Origin of the sequence: Aquitalea pelogenes, assembly GCF_041914625.1 — a bacterium.
In the GTDB taxonomy this organism is placed as follows: domain Bacteria; phylum Pseudomonadota; class Gammaproteobacteria; order Burkholderiales; family Chromobacteriaceae; genus Aquitalea; species Aquitalea pelogenes.
This window is the reverse complement of record NZ_JAYSDA010000027.1, coordinates 14156-29394: the sequence shown is the minus strand read 5'-3', so window position 1 is coordinate 29394 and position 15239 is coordinate 14156. Positions and strand designations below refer to the sequence as shown.

Genomic DNA, 15239 nt, shown 5'->3' with positions numbered 1-15239 from the left:
GCTCAACACCATTTGTGGTCCACCAAGGGCTTCTTGTGTTCGATCAGATACTCGAACTCATTACGGAAGTGCTTGGTGAAACTGCGAACCGGGAACACGGCAGCATCTGCCAGTGCACAGATGGTACGGCCGGCCATGTTATTGCCTACCGAATCCAGGAGCTCCAGATCACCCGGACGGCCTTCGCCGTTGGCGATGCGATGGATCACCTTGTACAGCCAGCCGGTGCCTTCGCGGCACGGCGTACACTGGCCGCAGGACTCTTCGTGATAGAAGTAGGCCAGACGCTCCAGCGCCTTCACCATGCACACATCTTCATTCATCACGATGACAGCGCCAGAACCCAGCATGGAGCCGGCCTTGGAGATGCTGTCGTAGTCCATCGTGCATTGCATCATGACGTCGCCGGGCAATACCGGAGCGGACGAACCACCCGGAATCACTGCCTTCAGCTTCTTGCCATCACGCATGCCACCTGCCATTTCCAGCAGTACCGAGAACGGGGTGCCCAGCGGAATCTCGTAATTGCCCGGACGATTCACGTGACCGGATACCGAGAACAACTTGGTCCCGCCATTGTTCGGCTTGCCCGCTTCCAGGAACTTCTGTGCACCATCACGAATGATGAAAGGCACGGAGGCGAAGGACTCGGTATTGTTGATGGTGGTCGGCTTGCCGTACAGGCCGAAGCTGGCCGGGAAAGGCGGCTTGAAGCGCGGCTGGCCTTTTTTGCCTTCCAGCGATTCGAGCAGCGCGGTTTCTTCACCGCAGATGTAGGCGCCATAACCATGGTGGGCGAACAGATCGAAGCTGAAGTCGCTGCCGAGAATGTTCTTGCCCAGGAAACCAGCCTGACGCGCTTCATCCAGTGCTGCTTCGAACAGTTCGTACTCTTCGAAGATTTCACCGTGAATGTAGTTGTAGCCAGCCTTGGTACCCATGGCGTAGCCGGCGATGATCATGCCTTCGATCAGCGCATGCGGATTGAAACGCAGGATGTCGCGGTCCTTGAAAGTACCCGGTTCACCCTCGTCGGTGTTGCACACCACGTATTTGTCGCCCGGGAAAGAGCGCGGCATGAAGCTCCACTTCAGGCCGGTGGGGAAGCCCGCACCGCCACGGCCGCGCAGACCGGAATTTTTCACTTCGGCGATCACGTCCTCTTGCGGCATCTTGGATTCGATGATGCGACGCAGGGCCTGGTAGCCGCCACGGGCCACATAGGCCTCCAGCTTCCAGCAGTCCTGCGCAGAGGTGTCCACGCCGTCGAAAATCACACCATTGACGAAGATTGCCATCAGTTCAGCTCCGCCAGTTTCTTGTCGATTGCTTCGGGCGTCATGAAGCTGCACATCTTGTGGTTGTTCACCAGCAAGACCGGCGCATCGCCACAGGCACCCATGCACTCCCCTTCCAGCAAGGTGTACTTGCCGTCAGCACTGGTTTCGCCAATGGCGATGCCAAGCTTCTTGGAGATGTACTCGGCAGCATTCACGCCACCGGACAGGGCACAGGGCAGGTTGGTACAAACGGTAATCTTGTACTTGCCCACCGGCTTCATGTCGTACATGTTGTAGAAGGTGGCGACTTCGTAAGCAGCTACCGGAGCGATATTCAGGTAGTTGGCAACGAATTCGATCACCTCGGTATTCAGGCAGCGCTCTTCCGGTGTCTTGCCGGTTTCCCGACGCTCCACCAGGGCAATGCGCAGCGCGCCCATGACCGCCGAACGAGCCTGGTCAGCCGGATACTTGGCGACTTCGCGGTCGATCGCGGCGAGTGATTGTGCGGATAGCATTAGCGGTCAATCTCCCCAAACACGATATCCTGGGTACCGATGATGGCCACCACGTCGGCAATCATGTGACCCGTTGCCATTTCATTCAGGGCTGCCAGATGGGCAAAACCCGGGGCACGGATTTTCAGTCGGTACGGTTTGTTGGCACCGTCGGATACCAGATAGATACCGAACTCACCCTTCGGATGTTCTACAGCCGCGTAGGCTTCACCTTCCGGCACATGCATGCCTTCGGTAAACAGTTTGAAGTGGTGAATCAGGTCTTCCATGTTCGACTTCATGCCTTCACGGGAAGGCGGAGCCACTTTATGGTTGTCGGTGATGACCGGGCCGGGATTGTCACGCAGCCATGCCACACATTGCTGGATGATGCGGTTGGACTGGCGCATTTCTTCCACGCGGACCAGGTAACGGTCGTAGCTGTCACCCTTCTTGCCCACCGGAATATCGAAGTCCAGACGGTCGTATACGTCGTAGGGCTGCTTCTTGCGCAGGTCCCACTCGATGCCGGAACCACGCAGCATCGGGCCGGAGAAGCCCAGGTTCTTGGCACGTTCCGGGCTGACCACGCCGATGTCCACGGTACGCTGCTTCCAGATACGGTTATCGGTCAGCAGGGTTTCGTATTCGTCTACGTAAGTCGGGAAACGCTTGGTGAAATCGTCGATGAAGTCCAGCATGGAGCCCTTGCGGCCTTCATTCAGGCGCGCCAGCTCCTTGGCGTTCTTGATCTTGGATACGGTGTACTGCGGCATGGAGTCCGGCAGATCACGGTATACACCACCCGGGCGGAAGTAGGCGGCATGCATACGGGCACCGGACACGGCTTCGTAGCAGTCCATCAGGTCCTCACGCTCACGGAAAGCGTACAGGAACATGGTCATGGCGCCGATGTCGATGGCGTGAGCGCCAATCCACAGCAGGTGGTTCAGGATACGGGTGATTTCAGCAAACATCACACGGATGTATTGCGCACGCAGCGGCACTTCGATTTGCAGCAGCTTTTCGATGGCCAGGCAGTAGGCGTGCTCGTTGCACATCATGGATACGTAGTCGAGACGGTCCATATACGGCAAGGACTGGATGAAAGTCTTGCTTTCAGCCAGTTTCTCGGTACCGCGGTGCAGCAGGCCAATGTGCGGGTCGGCACGCTGGATCACTTCGCCGTCCAGCTCCAGCACCAGACGCAATACGCCGTGGGCTGCCGGGTGCTGAGGACCAAAGTTCAGCGTGTAGTTACGGATCTCAGCCACCGTAGTTCTCCTCACGAATGATGCGCGGAGTGATTTCGCGCGGTTCGATGGTGACCGGCTGGTAGATCACGCGCTGCTGGGTCGGGTCGTAACGCATTTCAACGTGACCGGACAGCGGGAAATCCTTGCGGAACGGATGGCCGACAAAGCCATAGTCGGTCAGGATGCGACGCAGGTCGGGGTGACCTTCAAACACGATGCCGTACAGGTCGAACGCTTCACGCTCGAACCAGTTGGCCGCATTCCAGATGGGGTTGACCGAGGCGAGCAGCGGGAAGCTGTCGTCTTCGGCAAACACGCGCAGACGGATACGGACATTGTGCTTGAGTGACAGCAGGTGGTAGACGGCGGCAAAGCGCGGGCCATCCCACGGCTCGTCACGGTAGGCACTGTAGTCCATACCGCACAGGTCGATCAGTTGTTCGAAGGAAAGTTCGGCATGATCACGCAGCGTGGTGGCCACGTCGGTCAGATCCGCCGCCTTGCAGACGATGGTCAGTTCATCGAGGGCCAGCGTGCTTGAAACAAGCTTGTCGCCCAGCACACGCTCGACGACCGATCCCAGTGCTTCCATTTTCTTGGAGGCCATAAGTGCTTACCTTATCGGGCGATGGTAGAGGTGCGTTTGATCTTGTTCTGCAGCTGGATGATGCCATACAGCAGTGCTTCGGCAGTCGGCGGACAGCCCGGCACATAGACATCGACCGGCACAATGCGGTCACAGCCACGGACGACAGAATAGGAATAGTGGTAGTAACCACCACCGTTGGCACAGGAACCCATGGAGATGACCCAGCGGGGCTCTGCCATCTGGTCATACACCTTGCGCAGCGCCGGTGCCATCTTGTTGCACAACGTACCAGCCACGATCATCAGGTCAGACTGACGGGGACTGGGGCGGAAAACGATGCCGAAACGGTCCAGGTCATAACGTGCGGCACCGGCATGCATCATCTCCACCGCACAGCATGCCAGGCCAAAGGTCATGGGCCACAGTGAACCGGTTCGGGTGTAGTTGATGAGCTTGTCGGCTGTCGTGGTCACGAAGCCTTTTTCCAGAATACCTTCTACTCCCATTCCAGCGCTCCCTTTTTCCACATGTAGACGAAGCCCAGCGTCAACACCGCCAGGAACTCCACCATTACGCCAAAGCCATAGGCACCAAGTTCTTTCAGGACCACAGCCCAGGGAAACAGAAATGCAATTTCCAGATCGAACAGGATGAACAGAATGGCGATGAGGTAGTAGCGAACGTCAAACTTCATGCGTGCGTCTTCGAAGGCTTCGAATCCACACTCATAAGGAGAGAGTTTCTCAGGGTCGGGACGATTGGGTGCGAGGACCTTGCCAAGGACAATAGGACCTACGCCGACCAACAAACCGACGATGACAAACAACAGAATGGGAAAATAATTTTGCAGCATTTCCCGTACACCCCCAAAAAAAGGAGGAATTACCCTCCTTGGCTCCAAATAAAATAGGCCACCGGAATCCCGGTGGCCTATTTTTGAATGGTGGTGCCGACAGTGAGACTCGAACTCACACAGCCTACGGCCACTACCCCCTCAAGATAGCGTGTCTACCAATTTCACCATGTCGGCACTATATAACTTTACTGTCACTCCGGAATTTTTGATGTAGTACCCGAAGCTTTGCCAGTGGTTGCCCCGACCGGGATTTGCGGCGCAACTTGCTCAACTTTGCCACCCATCACACCCAGATCTGTTTTTCCGCCCCCCGACAGATAAACAAGGGTGAGACTCGTGGAGAAGAATACAACCGCTGCAATTGCAGTGGTTCTACTCAAGAAATTCGCAGAACCAGACGCACCAAACAGACTACCGGAAGCGCCGCTACCGAAAGCTGCACCCATATCCGCACCCTTGCCATGCTGCATGAGGACAAGGACGATGATCGTCACTGCGGAAAGGAGGTTTATAACCCAAATAAGCGTCTTAATAAGTTCCATACTATATCAATTTTCCTGCGGCCTGGCAAATCATCCTGAATGATCCGGCGTCCAGAGATGCCCCACCAACAAGGGCTCCGTCGACATTTTCTGTCTTCAGAATTGACTCGGCATTCTCTGCCTTTACACTGCCGCCGTAGAGGACGCGAATATTAGCCGAGGGCTTGGCATTTTGCAAGCACCACGTTTTGATTGCAGTGTGAATCTCGGCAATCTGCTCCAGCGATGCCACCTTGCCGGTGCCGATCGCCCAGACGGGCTCATAAGCAATGACGTACTCGCCGTCGTTCACCTCGGACAGGATGGCCAGCTGGCTGAAAATCACCTCCAGGTACTGCCCGGACTCGCGTTCGGCCAGTGTCTCACCCACGCACAATACCGGAATCACACCGGCAGCCATGGCGTTGTTCATCTTGGAGAGCAAGGCCGGATTGGCCTCGCCAAAATACTGGCGGCGCTCGGAATGTCCAACCAGCGCATAGCGGCAGCCAACGTCACGGAGCATGTCGGCAGACACTTCCCCAGTAAAAGCACCGTCAGCGGCAAAGCTGCTGACATCCTGCGCCGACAATTGCAGAGACTGACCGGCAAGCTGCGCGCCCAGTGCTGCCAGATAGACTGCAGGAGCAGCAACACCCACCCAGGGCTGATTGCAGACCGGATCGGCCAGCAAGGCCGCAACCAGGGATTGTGCGCTTTGCGCGCGGGTATTCATCTTCCAGTTGCCGATGATCAGCTTGCCTGCCATGTCGCTTGTCTCCGTATTTGAGGTGCGGATTATATCCCCACTCGCGGTGGCGTCAAAACATCCCATACGGCTTTTCGACGACTTGTAATATTTCTGAAAACTTGGAGGGATAGGATGCGCCTCAACACTTAGCACGCCCTTACCCTAATACTCAGGAGCAAGCATGAAACAGTCTGTACGTCTGGTCGCTTCGCTGGCCTTGTCCGCCGGCTTTGTTGCTGGTGCAGCCATGGCAGCCGACATCACCGGCGCCGGCGCTACTTTCCCCTATCCCCTGTACGCTAAGTGGGCCACTGCCTACAAGGCTGGCAGTGGCAACAATATGAACTACCAGTCCATCGGCTCGGGTGGCGGCATCAAGCAAATCCAGTCCAAGACTGTTGATTTCGGCGCGTCCGACATGCCCCTGAAACCCGAAGAACTGGAAAAATCCGGCCTGACCCAGTTCCCGACCGTACTGGGCGGTGTTGTACCCGTAATCAATGTACCCGGCATCGCAGCAGGTCAGGTGAAGTTCACCGGTCCGCTGCTGTCCGAGATCTTCATGGGCAAAGTAGCCAAATGGAATGACCCGGCCATTGCCAGCCTGAACCCTGGCGTCAAGCTGCCGGATCAGAAGATCACTGTGGTACGTCGCTCCGACGGCTCCGGCACCACCTTTATCTTTACTAACTACCTGTCCAAGGTTTCCAGCGAGTGGGCCAGCAAGGTTGGCTCCAACACTGCGGTAAACTGGCCGACCGGCGTGGGTGGCAAGGGCAATGAAGGCGTAGCCAACTATGTAACCCGTATCAAGGGCTCCATCGGTTACGTTGAATATGCCTACGCCAAGCAGAACAAGCTGGCATACGGCGACCTGAAAAACGATGCTGGCAATTTTGTTGCCCCGAGCGATAAATCTTTCCGTGCCGCAGCTGCCAATGCCGACTGGAAAAAGGCTCCCGGCTTCTACTTGCTGCTGACCAACCAACCGGGCAAGGATAGCTGGCCGATCGCAGGTGCAACCTTCATCCTGATGCACAAGAAACAGGACAAGCCGGCACAGGGCACCGAAGTACTGAAGTTCTTCGACTGGGCTTACAAGAATGGCGACAAGACCGCTCTGGATCTGGACTACATCCCGATGCCTGACAATGTCAAAGCCGTCATTCGTACCAGCTGGAAGCAGATTACCGACGCTAGCGGTAAGCCGGTCTTTAATTGATAACAATCTGGCTACAACGAATGAGCGTGCTTGTTGTGCACCTTTCAGATAGTTGTAGCCGCAAGGCCGGGGCTTACCACCCCGGCTTTTTGTCTGAGACGCGACCGAGTATCCCTCATGGAAAAGTTCAGTAATAACCAGCAAATGCAGCGGCAACTGCTGCTAGACAATCTGTTCAGAATAGCCACGCGCTGCTTTGCCTTTCTGGTACTGGCCTTGCTGGTGGGCATTCTGATCTCCCTGATCATTGGTGCCATGCCCAGCCTGAGCAAGTTTGGCTGGGGTTTCCTGACCGATAGCGACTGGGATCCGGTAGCACAGAAATTCGGTGCACTGGTGCCGGTGTTCGGCACGCTGGCCACCTCTTTCATTGCCTTGCTGATTGGCGTGCCGGTCAGCTTCGGTATTGCGGTATTCCTGACCGAGCTGTGTCCGAATGTACTCAAGCGTCCGCTGGGTATTGCCGTCGAGCTGCTGGCAGGCATTCCGTCCATCATTTACGGCATGTGGGGCCTGTTTGTGTTTGCCCCGATGTTTGCCGACCATATCCAGCCGATGCTGATTGACAACCTGGGTGACATTCCGTTGATCGGTCTGTTGTTCCAGGGTGCGCCGATGGGCATCGGTGTGTTTACTGCCGGCCTGATCCTGGCCGTGATGGTGATTCCGTTCATCGCATCCGTGATGCGTGATGTGTTTGAAGTGGTGCCCACCATGCTCAAGGAATCTGCCTACGGCCTGGGTTCCACTACCTGGGAAGTCGTGCGTTACGTGGTCCTGCCCTACACCAAGACCGGTGTGGTCGGTGGCATCATGCTGGGCCTTGGCCGTGCACTGGGCGAAACCATGGCAGTGACCTTCGTCATCGGTAACTCTTCCCGCTTTGCCGTCGGCCTGTTCGAGCCGGGTCAGTCGATTTCTTCCGCACTGGCCAATGAATTTGCCGAAGCCACCGGAGAATTCCACATGGCTTCGTTGATCGAGCTGGGCTTGATCCTGTTTTTCATCACCTTCGTCGTACTGGCCTGTGCCAAACTCCTGTTACTGCGCCTGCAGAAACAGGAAGGCAAGGCATCCTGACAAGGCGCCAACACCATGACCAACAGTACCATCAGCGAATCCGTGAAACTGCAGGGTCGCAGCGAAAGCAGCAGCACCATGAATACTTCGATCTATCGTCGCCGTCGCCTGGTGAATGCCTTCAACATGGGGGCCTCCACCCTTACCATGGCCTTTGGCCTGTTCTGGTTGCTGTGGATTCTGTTCACACTGCTGCAGCACGGCCTATCAGGCCTGAGCCTGCAGGCATTCACGCAGAGCACGCCGCCGCCAGGCAGCCAGGGGGGCCTCGCCAATGCCATTTACGGTAGCCTGATGATGACCTTGTTCGGCACCGTGATCGGCACCCCGGTCGGAATTATGGCCGGCATCTATCTGGCGGAATTCGGTCAGCGCGGCTGGCTGGCACCCGCCACCCGCTTCATCAACGACATCCTGCTGTCGGCACCGTCCATCGTGATCGGCCTGTTTGTTTATGAAGTTTACGTGGTGAGCGTGGGACACTTTTCCGGCTGGGCCGGTGCCCTGGCCCTGGCCCTGCTGGTGATTCCGGTAGTAGTGCGTACCACCGAAAACATGCTGCGCCTGGTTCCCAACACCCTGCGCGAAGCTGCCGCAGCACTGGGCACGCCGCAATGGAAAATCACCCTGTATGTGACGCTGCGTTCGGCCAAGGCCGGGGTGCTGACCGGCATCTTGCTGGCGGTGGCACGGATTTCCGGTGAAACCGCACCGCTGCTGTTTACTGCCCTGAACAACCAGTTCTTCAACAACAACATGAACCAGCCGATGGCCAACCTGCCCATCGTGATTTTCCAGTTCGCCATGAGCCCGTACGAAGACTGGCACACTCTGGCCTGGACTGGTGCTTTGCTGATTACCCTGAGCGTGCTGACGCTTAATATCCTTGCCCGCTGGATGGGCAGCCAGAAAACCCAATCGCATTAAGGCATGACGACAATGGCTGATAACAACGTCAAGCTTCAGGTCAAGAATCTGAACTTCTTTTACGGTAATTTCCACGCATTGAAGAACATCAATCTGGAGATTGCACCGCGCATGGTCACGGCCTTCATCGGCCCTTCCGGCTGTGGCAAATCCACCCTGCTGCGCACCTTCAACCGCATGTACGAGCTGTATCCGGGCCTGCGCTCGGAAGGCGAAATCCTGCTGGACGGGCATAACATCCTGGGCCGCGATGTGGATATCAACCTCTTGCGCGCCAAGGTGGGCATGGTGTTCCAGAAGCCCACTCCGTTCCCGATGTCCATCTACGACAACATTACCTTCGGGGTGAAGTTGTACGAAAAACTGGCCAAGACCGAGATGGACGACCGCGTGGAATGGGCCTTGCGCAAGGCTGCGCTGTGGGATGAGGTGAAGGACAAGCTGAAGCAATCCGGCAACTCGCTGTCCGGTGGCCAGCAACAGCGTCTGTGCATTGCACGTGCCGTGGCATCCCGCCCGGAGGTATTGCTGCTGGATGAACCGACGTCGGCCCTGGACCCGATTTCCACTGCCCACATTGAAGAACTCATTCATGAACTGAAAGAGGACTACACCATCGCCATCGTGACCCACAACATGCAGCAGGCGGCGCGGGTTTCCGATTTCACCGCCTACATGTATCTGGGTGAACTGGTGGAGTTTGGCGAAACTGACAACATCTTCACCGCGCCCAAACAAAAGGCCACCGAGGATTACATCACCGGCAAGTTCGGCTGATCCGCCATTCACGGCCCCCGCAACTGGTTTATCCAGGGCGGGGGCTTTTGCATTCCGCCCCATTTTGCCCGCCATTATTCCAGATGATTTTGGCTTGGGACGCCTGAAAAAACCGGCGAAAACAGACACCTGTCAAGCAAGCTGTCAGTTGCGCGGCGGGAAAACGACAAGCCGGTTTTTTTTTGGTTCATTTACTTGACGCACGAAGGTCTGGACACAACAATCCCGGCTTTCCTTAACACGATTTTCATGATCATGCTGGACCTCTTTGCAGGGCTGGACACCCATGTGGCCATCACCCTGATCTTGTCGCTGGGCTTTGTCCTGGCTTTCGAGTTCATCAACGGTTTCCACGATACGGCCAACGCTGTTGCCACCGTCATTTACACTCAATCGATGAAGCCACGCCTGGCGGTATTTGCCTCTGGCGTATTCAACTTTCTGGGCGTACTGACCGGGGGCCTTGCGGTTGCCTATGCCATTGTTCATTTGCTGCCGGTTGATTTGCTGGTATCGGTCAATACCGCCCGTGGCATGGCCATGGTGTTTGCCTTGCTGACTGCTGCCATTGCCTGGAATCTGGGTACCTGGTATTTCGGTTTGCCAGCTTCCAGCTCGCACACCCTGATCGGCGCCATCCTCGGTGTTGGCCTGGCCAATTGCCTGATCAACGGCACTCCGTTGTCGCAGGGCGTGAACTGGGGCAAGGCCATCGATGTGGGTTTGTCGCTGTTGTGCTCGCCGCTGGTCGGTGCACTGCTGTCCGGTCTGCTGGTGATTGCCCTGCGCCGCTCCCGTCCGCAAAGCAATATGCACAAGACGCCCTTCCAGCGTCAGCAGGTGGAAGGCCGCAAGCATCCTCCGTTCTGGATGCGCTTCATGCTGATTGTCAGCTCCATGGGTGTCAGCTTCTCGCACGGTTCCAATGACGGCCAGAAGGGTGTCGGCCTGATCATGCTGGTTCTCATTGGCATTGTCCCGGCCAAATACGTACTGAATCTGGACAGTACCCCTTACCAGATCGAACGCACCCGTGACGCGGCCCTGCATTTGCAGCAGTTCTACAATCGTCACCAGACCGCGCTGGACGCCATGTTCAAGCCATCAGCCGCCGGTAGCAATGTGCATGACTGTCGCCCGCGTGACACTCTGCGCACTGCCGACAACCTGATTACTGCATTGGGCGATGGCAGCACCTATCGCAACCTGGCGGATAGCAAGCGCTGGGATGTTCGTACCGACCTGCTGTGTCTGGATGATGCAGCCAAGAAGGCCGGCTCGCTGCCTAACCTGAGTGCGGATGACAAGCAGCTGCTGAGCAATCTGCGCAAGGACCTGACCGTTACCACCGAATACGCGCCCACCTGGGTGATCATTGCCGTGGCGCTGGCGCTGGGCGGCGGCACCATGATTGGCTGGCGTCGCGTGGTGAAGACTGTCGGCGAAGGCATTGGCAAGAAGGACATGACCTACGCTCAGGGCATGTCGGCCCAGCTGACTGCGGCGGTCTCCATTGGTCTGGCCAGTCAGTTTGGCCTGCCGGTTTCCACCACCCATGTTTTGTCCAGCGGCGTGGCGGGCACCATGGTGGCGGACAAGGCCGGCCTGCAATGGTCGACCGTGCGCTCCATCCTGCTGGCCTGGTTGTTTACCATGCCGGTTGCCATGCTGCTGTCTGGCAGCCTGTACTACCTGGCTAGCAACTGGCTCAAGTAAGCCCTGTTGCTTCGACATTGCCTGAAAAGCCGCCCGAGGGCGGCTTTTTCTATGATGGGCATCATGGCCTGTAGAGTTTGATCATGATCAAACAGCAAACAAAACACCATTGATTCGTTATTTAATTATTTGCTAATATTAACTCGCTTCATCATGGTTTCTCCTTTGTTGTTTGCAGCAATCCCTTGACGCCTCATTCCAGTCGGAATGGGGCGCTTTTTTTGGTTGATGGCAGGAAAAACAGCAAACCAGGGGGCTTCAGGCCTTGAGGTATTGCTCGCGTCCCGACAGCCAGCGTTCCAGATGCGCCTCTGCCGCTTCCGGCCAGCGTTGCAGTACTTCTGGTGCCAGCTCACGGGCAGCTTCCAGCAGCTCGATATCTTCTTCCAGATTGGCAAAGCGCAACATCGGCACACCGCTTTGCCGTGCGCCGAGAAACTCACCCGGCCCGCGTATCAGCAAATCCTGCCGGGCAATCTCGAAGCCATCCACATTCTCGTAAATCACTTTCAGGCGCGCCTTGGCCAGATCTGACAGTGGATTCTCAAACAGCAGCATGCAGACACTGCGTGCACTGCCCCGCCCTACCCGGCCACGCAGCTGGTGCAATTGCGACAAACCCATGCGCTCGGCGTGTTCAATCACCATCAGGCTGGCATTGGGTACATCCACGCCAACTTCGATGACGGTGGTGGCCACCAGCACATGCAGCTCCCGGCTAGTAAAAGCAGCCATCACCGCTGCTTTTTCGTCCGGCTTCATACGGCCATGCACCAGGCCCACTTTCCACTGTGCTAGCTGGGCGGCCAGTACCCGATGGGTATCCACCGCTGTTTGCAATTGCAAGGTTTCCGACTCTTCAATCAAGGGACATACCCAGTACACCTGCTGGCCTTCGCTGCAGGTCTTGTGGACATAGTCGATGACCTCTTCGCGCCGGCTGCTGTTGATCAGCTTGGTGACGATGGGGGTGCGGCCCGGTGGCAATTCATCAATGACGGACACGTCCAGATCGGCATAGAAACTCATGGCCAAAGTACGCGGTATCGGCGTGGCCGACATCATCAGTTGATGGGGCTCCTGCCCCTTTTGCTTGAGTGCCAGCCGCTGGCCGACACCAAAGCGGTGTTGCTCGTCCACAATGACCAGCCCCAGCTGGGAAAAGCTGACGCCATCCTGAAACAAGGCATGGGTGCCAACTGCCAGTTGGGCTTCGCCATTGGTCATCTGTAGCAGCGACTGTTCCTTCTGCTTTTTGCGCAGACTGCCGGATAACCAGCATACGGTCAGTCCCAGCGGCTCCAGCCAGCCGGACAGCTTGCGGTAATGCTGCTCTGCCAGGATTTCGGTGGGTGCCATCAGTGCCACCTGAAAACCGGCCTCAATGGCGGTCAGCGCCGCCAGAGCAGCCACCACCGTCTTGCCGCTGCCCACATCTCCCTGCAGCAAACGATGCATGGGGTGCGACTGCGCCAGGTCGGCATCGATTTCAGCCAGTACTTTTTGCTGTGCACGAGTCAGCGCAAAGGGCAGCGTGGCCAACATGGCTTGTCGCAGCTGGCCATTGCCCCGGATGGCGGCTGCCTGCCCTTGCCGGCGGGCGCGATAGGCCAGCCGCATGGAAAGCTGCTGTGCCATCAGTTCGTCGAATTTAAGCCGCTGCCATGCTGGCAGGCCTGGCTCGGATAGCTGGCTGGCACTGTATTCCGGCGGCGGAGAATGCAAGAGCTGCACGGCATCGGCGAAGCTTTGCAGGCCCAGCCGGGCCATCACCGGCTCCGGCAAGGTTTCCGGCAGCGGCAAGGCCTTGAGTTCCTGCCGGATGAGCTTGCGCAGCATGGGCTGGGTGACGCCATTTACCGTGGGATAGACCGGTGTCAGGCTTTCCGCCAAGGGGCTGCCTTCGACCACTTCGCGGGTTTTGGGATGCACCATCTCGTCGCCATGAAAACCGCGACGGATCTCGCCCATGGCGCGAATCAACACACCATCGGCAAATTGTTTGAGCTGGCTGGGATAGAAATGGATAAAGCGCAATACCAGCACGCCACTGGCATCTTCCAGGCGCACCATCAACTGTTTGCGCGGGCGGAACTGCACTTCATGACTGATGACCCGTCCTTCCACCAGTACAGGCTGCCCATACGGAGCAGCGCCAATCGGATAGAGATGGGTTTCGTCTTCGTAACGCAATGGCAGGTGCAAGACCAGATCGAGGCGACGGCGCAGGCCGAGCTTGTCCAGCTTCTTGGCCAGAGCGGGGGCCACATTCAGTGGCTGGTTGGCGAGGTCGTTGGCGTGGGTCATCGACAGCGATTGTAACCAAAAAACAGGGCGGCGCACCGCCCTGGCACGCCGCCCTGCCCTGTCCTTGCTACAGAATGCTTACTGGCGTTCCCACACCTGGGTGCGGCCCAGCAGCGAAACGCCCAGGAAGCCGCGTACTTCAAGCTTCTTGCCGCCGTCCACCAGTTTCATCTTGGCGCTGTATACCTTGCCATTGTGCGGGTCCAGAATCTTGCCGTTGGCCCAGGTATCGCCATCCTTCTTCAGGCCCCACAGAATGGTCATGCCGTTGACCGGCTTGCCCTTGCGCTCACCATCACACGCTTCGCACACCACATCCGGATTCTGGAACAACTTGACGATCTTGCCGGACAATTCGCCATTGGCACCTTCGGCGATCTGCACCACGGCCTTGGCCTGCTTGGTGTCGTCGTCGATGGTTTTCCAGCTGCCAATCGGGCTGTCAGCCCATGCGGCGTGTGACAGCGCCATGAATCCGGCCGCCGCGACAGCGGCTTTCCACAATGTGCTCATGATGTTTTTCCTCGTGTTGTTTGTCTTATTGAAACGCTAGTTTGAAGCTTGGACTCTAGGATGCCAAGGGCTTGGTCAACCGTCAAGCATGGCTCCGGCTCACAAGACAAATTCGCCACGCGCCAAAGGAATGACGCAACCGCCGACATAAATACGACGCGGCTCATCCACCGTCAAGTGCAATACATTGGGGCGTTGCAGCACTGCCCCCTGCTCCACCCGCCATTGCACAGGATAGGTCTGATGCAGGCTGCACCAGCCACCCAGATTGGCGCAGGCCGAGCCGGTACCCGGGTCTTCCAGCACCACGCCGTCCTGCTCATAAAACAGGCGCACCGTGGCAAGGTTGTTGGACACGTGCCACAGATAGGCCACGCTGCGACCGGGATAGAGGCAGGCGTCCCGGACAAACAGTGCCGGGTCTGGCCGGGCGGCCAGAACGGCCTCTGCACTGGTGGCGCGGATCAACAATTGCTCGCTGCCGGTATCCAGCCAGCTGGGGGCTGCGGCAATGGCCGCAGCTGGCAGGCGCAACATGGCGGCGGCAGCCTCGATGGTCAGCTCAGCAGCGCGCTCCCTGGCAGGATTGGCCTGCAAGATGAACTGCCCGTCCTGATGCCGGATCGGAATCACCCCTGCATTGGTTTCCAGCGCAAAGCGCTCGCCCAATTGCCGCTGGTGATACAGCACGGCTGCCGCACCGATGGTTGGGTGTCCGGCAAACGGCAGTTCGTGGGCTGGCGTAAAAATGCGCAAGCGCGCATCTGCCTCGGTGGAAGGCAAGACAAAAACCGTCTCGGACAAATTCATCTGCCGGGCCAGTGCCTGCATGGTTGCATCCGACAGCGCTTGTGCAGCGGTAAATACTGCCAGCGGATTACCGCCAAACGTGGTTTCGGCAAAGACATTGACGATTTCAAACGGTAAACCGGACATGCACCTCTCCC

16 protein-coding genes and 1 tRNA gene are annotated in these 15239 nt (G+C 57.5%); 5 read left to right on the top strand and 12 right to left on the bottom strand.

The annotated features are described in order from the left end of the window. Positions 1-2 precede the first annotated feature (2 nt). The 9 genes from nuoF to tpiA all read right to left on the bottom strand — a co-directional run bounded on the left by nuoF (position 3) and on the right by tpiA (position 5768). On the bottom strand, positions 3-1298 hold the full coding sequence (nuoF, locus tag ACE3SE_RS17910; RefSeq protein WP_045847647.1) for an NADH-quinone oxidoreductase subunit NuoF: 1296 nt from the start codon (positions 1296-1298) through the stop codon (positions 3-5). After that, on the bottom strand, positions 1298-1798 hold the full coding sequence (gene nuoE / locus ACE3SE_RS17905) for an NADH-quinone oxidoreductase subunit NuoE (protein WP_045847648.1): 501 nt from the start codon (positions 1796-1798) through the stop codon (positions 1298-1300). Before nuoE ends, nuoF begins: the two co-directional genes overlap by 1 nt. After that, the gene (locus tag ACE3SE_RS17900) at positions 1798-3051 is read right to left on the bottom strand and encodes an NADH-quinone oxidoreductase subunit D (RefSeq protein ID WP_045847649.1); all 1254 of its coding nucleotides are present in this window, start codon (positions 3049-3051) and stop codon (positions 1798-1800) included. The genes nuoE and ACE3SE_RS17900 overlap by 1 nt, the downstream gene beginning before the upstream one ends. After that, a complete protein-coding gene (locus ACE3SE_RS17895; RefSeq protein ID WP_062786415.1) occupies positions 3044-3640 on the bottom strand; it encodes an NADH-quinone oxidoreductase subunit C in 597 nt (198 codons plus the stop codon). The genes ACE3SE_RS17900 and ACE3SE_RS17895 overlap by 8 nt, the downstream gene beginning before the upstream one ends. Before the next feature lie 11 nt (positions 3641-3651). After that, positions 3652-4128 (bottom strand): NuoB/complex I 20 kDa subunit family protein, encoded by a 477-nt coding sequence (locus ACE3SE_RS17890; protein ID WP_045847651.1) that lies wholly within the window; start codon positions 4126-4128, stop codon positions 3652-3654. Beyond that, complete coding sequence (locus tag ACE3SE_RS17885; RefSeq protein ID WP_045847652.1) at positions 4119-4475, bottom strand: NADH-quinone oxidoreductase subunit A; 357 nt, start codon at positions 4473-4475, stop codon at positions 4119-4121. The genes ACE3SE_RS17890 and ACE3SE_RS17885 overlap by 10 nt, the downstream gene beginning before the upstream one ends. Positions 4476-4566: 91 nt before the next feature. Next, positions 4567-4652 (bottom strand) — tRNA-Leu (locus ACE3SE_RS17880). 17 nt (positions 4653-4669) lie between these two features. Next, a complete protein-coding gene (secG, locus tag ACE3SE_RS17875) occupies positions 4670-5020 on the bottom strand; it encodes a preprotein translocase subunit SecG (RefSeq protein ID WP_045847653.1) in 351 nt (116 codons plus the stop codon). 1 nt (position 5021) lies between these two features. Further along, positions 5022-5768: a triose-phosphate isomerase gene (gene tpiA / locus ACE3SE_RS17870; protein WP_374557304.1), complete on the bottom strand. Its 747-nt coding sequence runs from the start codon at positions 5766-5768 to the stop codon at positions 5022-5024. Between the two features lie 163 nt (positions 5769-5931). Between tpiA and pstS the strand changes: the two genes are divergently transcribed. From pstS to ACE3SE_RS17845, 5 genes are all read left to right on the top strand, one after another. Continuing rightward, entirely contained in the window at positions 5932-6972 is a 1041-nt protein-coding gene (gene pstS, locus ACE3SE_RS17865) for a phosphate ABC transporter substrate-binding protein PstS (RefSeq protein WP_131355866.1), read from the top strand. Between the two features lie 117 nt (positions 6973-7089). Next, complete coding sequence (gene pstC / locus ACE3SE_RS17860) at positions 7090-8052, top strand: phosphate ABC transporter permease subunit PstC (RefSeq protein WP_045847655.1); 963 nt, start codon at positions 7090-7092, stop codon at positions 8050-8052. Between the two features lie 15 nt (positions 8053-8067). Then, on the top strand, positions 8068-8979 hold the full coding sequence (pstA, locus tag ACE3SE_RS17855) for a phosphate ABC transporter permease PstA (protein ID WP_374557252.1): 912 nt from the start codon (positions 8068-8070) through the stop codon (positions 8977-8979). 12 nt (positions 8980-8991) lie between these two features. Further along, on the top strand, positions 8992-9756 hold the full coding sequence (gene pstB / locus ACE3SE_RS17850) for a phosphate ABC transporter ATP-binding protein PstB (RefSeq protein WP_045847657.1): 765 nt from the start codon (positions 8992-8994) through the stop codon (positions 9754-9756). A 255-nt stretch (positions 9757-10011) separates the two neighbouring features. Then, a complete protein-coding gene (locus tag ACE3SE_RS17845) occupies positions 10012-11472 on the top strand; it encodes an inorganic phosphate transporter (protein WP_374557249.1) in 1461 nt (486 codons plus the stop codon). Between the two features lie 258 nt (positions 11473-11730). Here the strand turns inward: ACE3SE_RS17845 and recG are convergent, their stop codons facing one another. The 3 genes from recG to ACE3SE_RS17830 all read right to left on the bottom strand — a co-directional run bounded on the left by recG (position 11731) and on the right by ACE3SE_RS17830 (position 15228). Then, positions 11731-13779 (bottom strand): ATP-dependent DNA helicase RecG, encoded by a 2049-nt coding sequence (gene recG, locus ACE3SE_RS17840; protein WP_374557247.1) that lies wholly within the window; start codon positions 13777-13779, stop codon positions 11731-11733. A 78-nt stretch (positions 13780-13857) separates the two neighbouring features. After that, entirely contained in the window at positions 13858-14292 is a 435-nt protein-coding gene (locus tag ACE3SE_RS17835) for a DUF2147 domain-containing protein (RefSeq protein WP_131355875.1), read from the bottom strand. 99 nt (positions 14293-14391) lie between these two features. Then, positions 14392-15228: a PhzF family phenazine biosynthesis protein gene (locus ACE3SE_RS17830; protein ID WP_374557245.1), complete on the bottom strand. Its 837-nt coding sequence runs from the start codon at positions 15226-15228 to the stop codon at positions 14392-14394. Between the last annotated feature and the right edge of the window lie 11 nt (positions 15229-15239).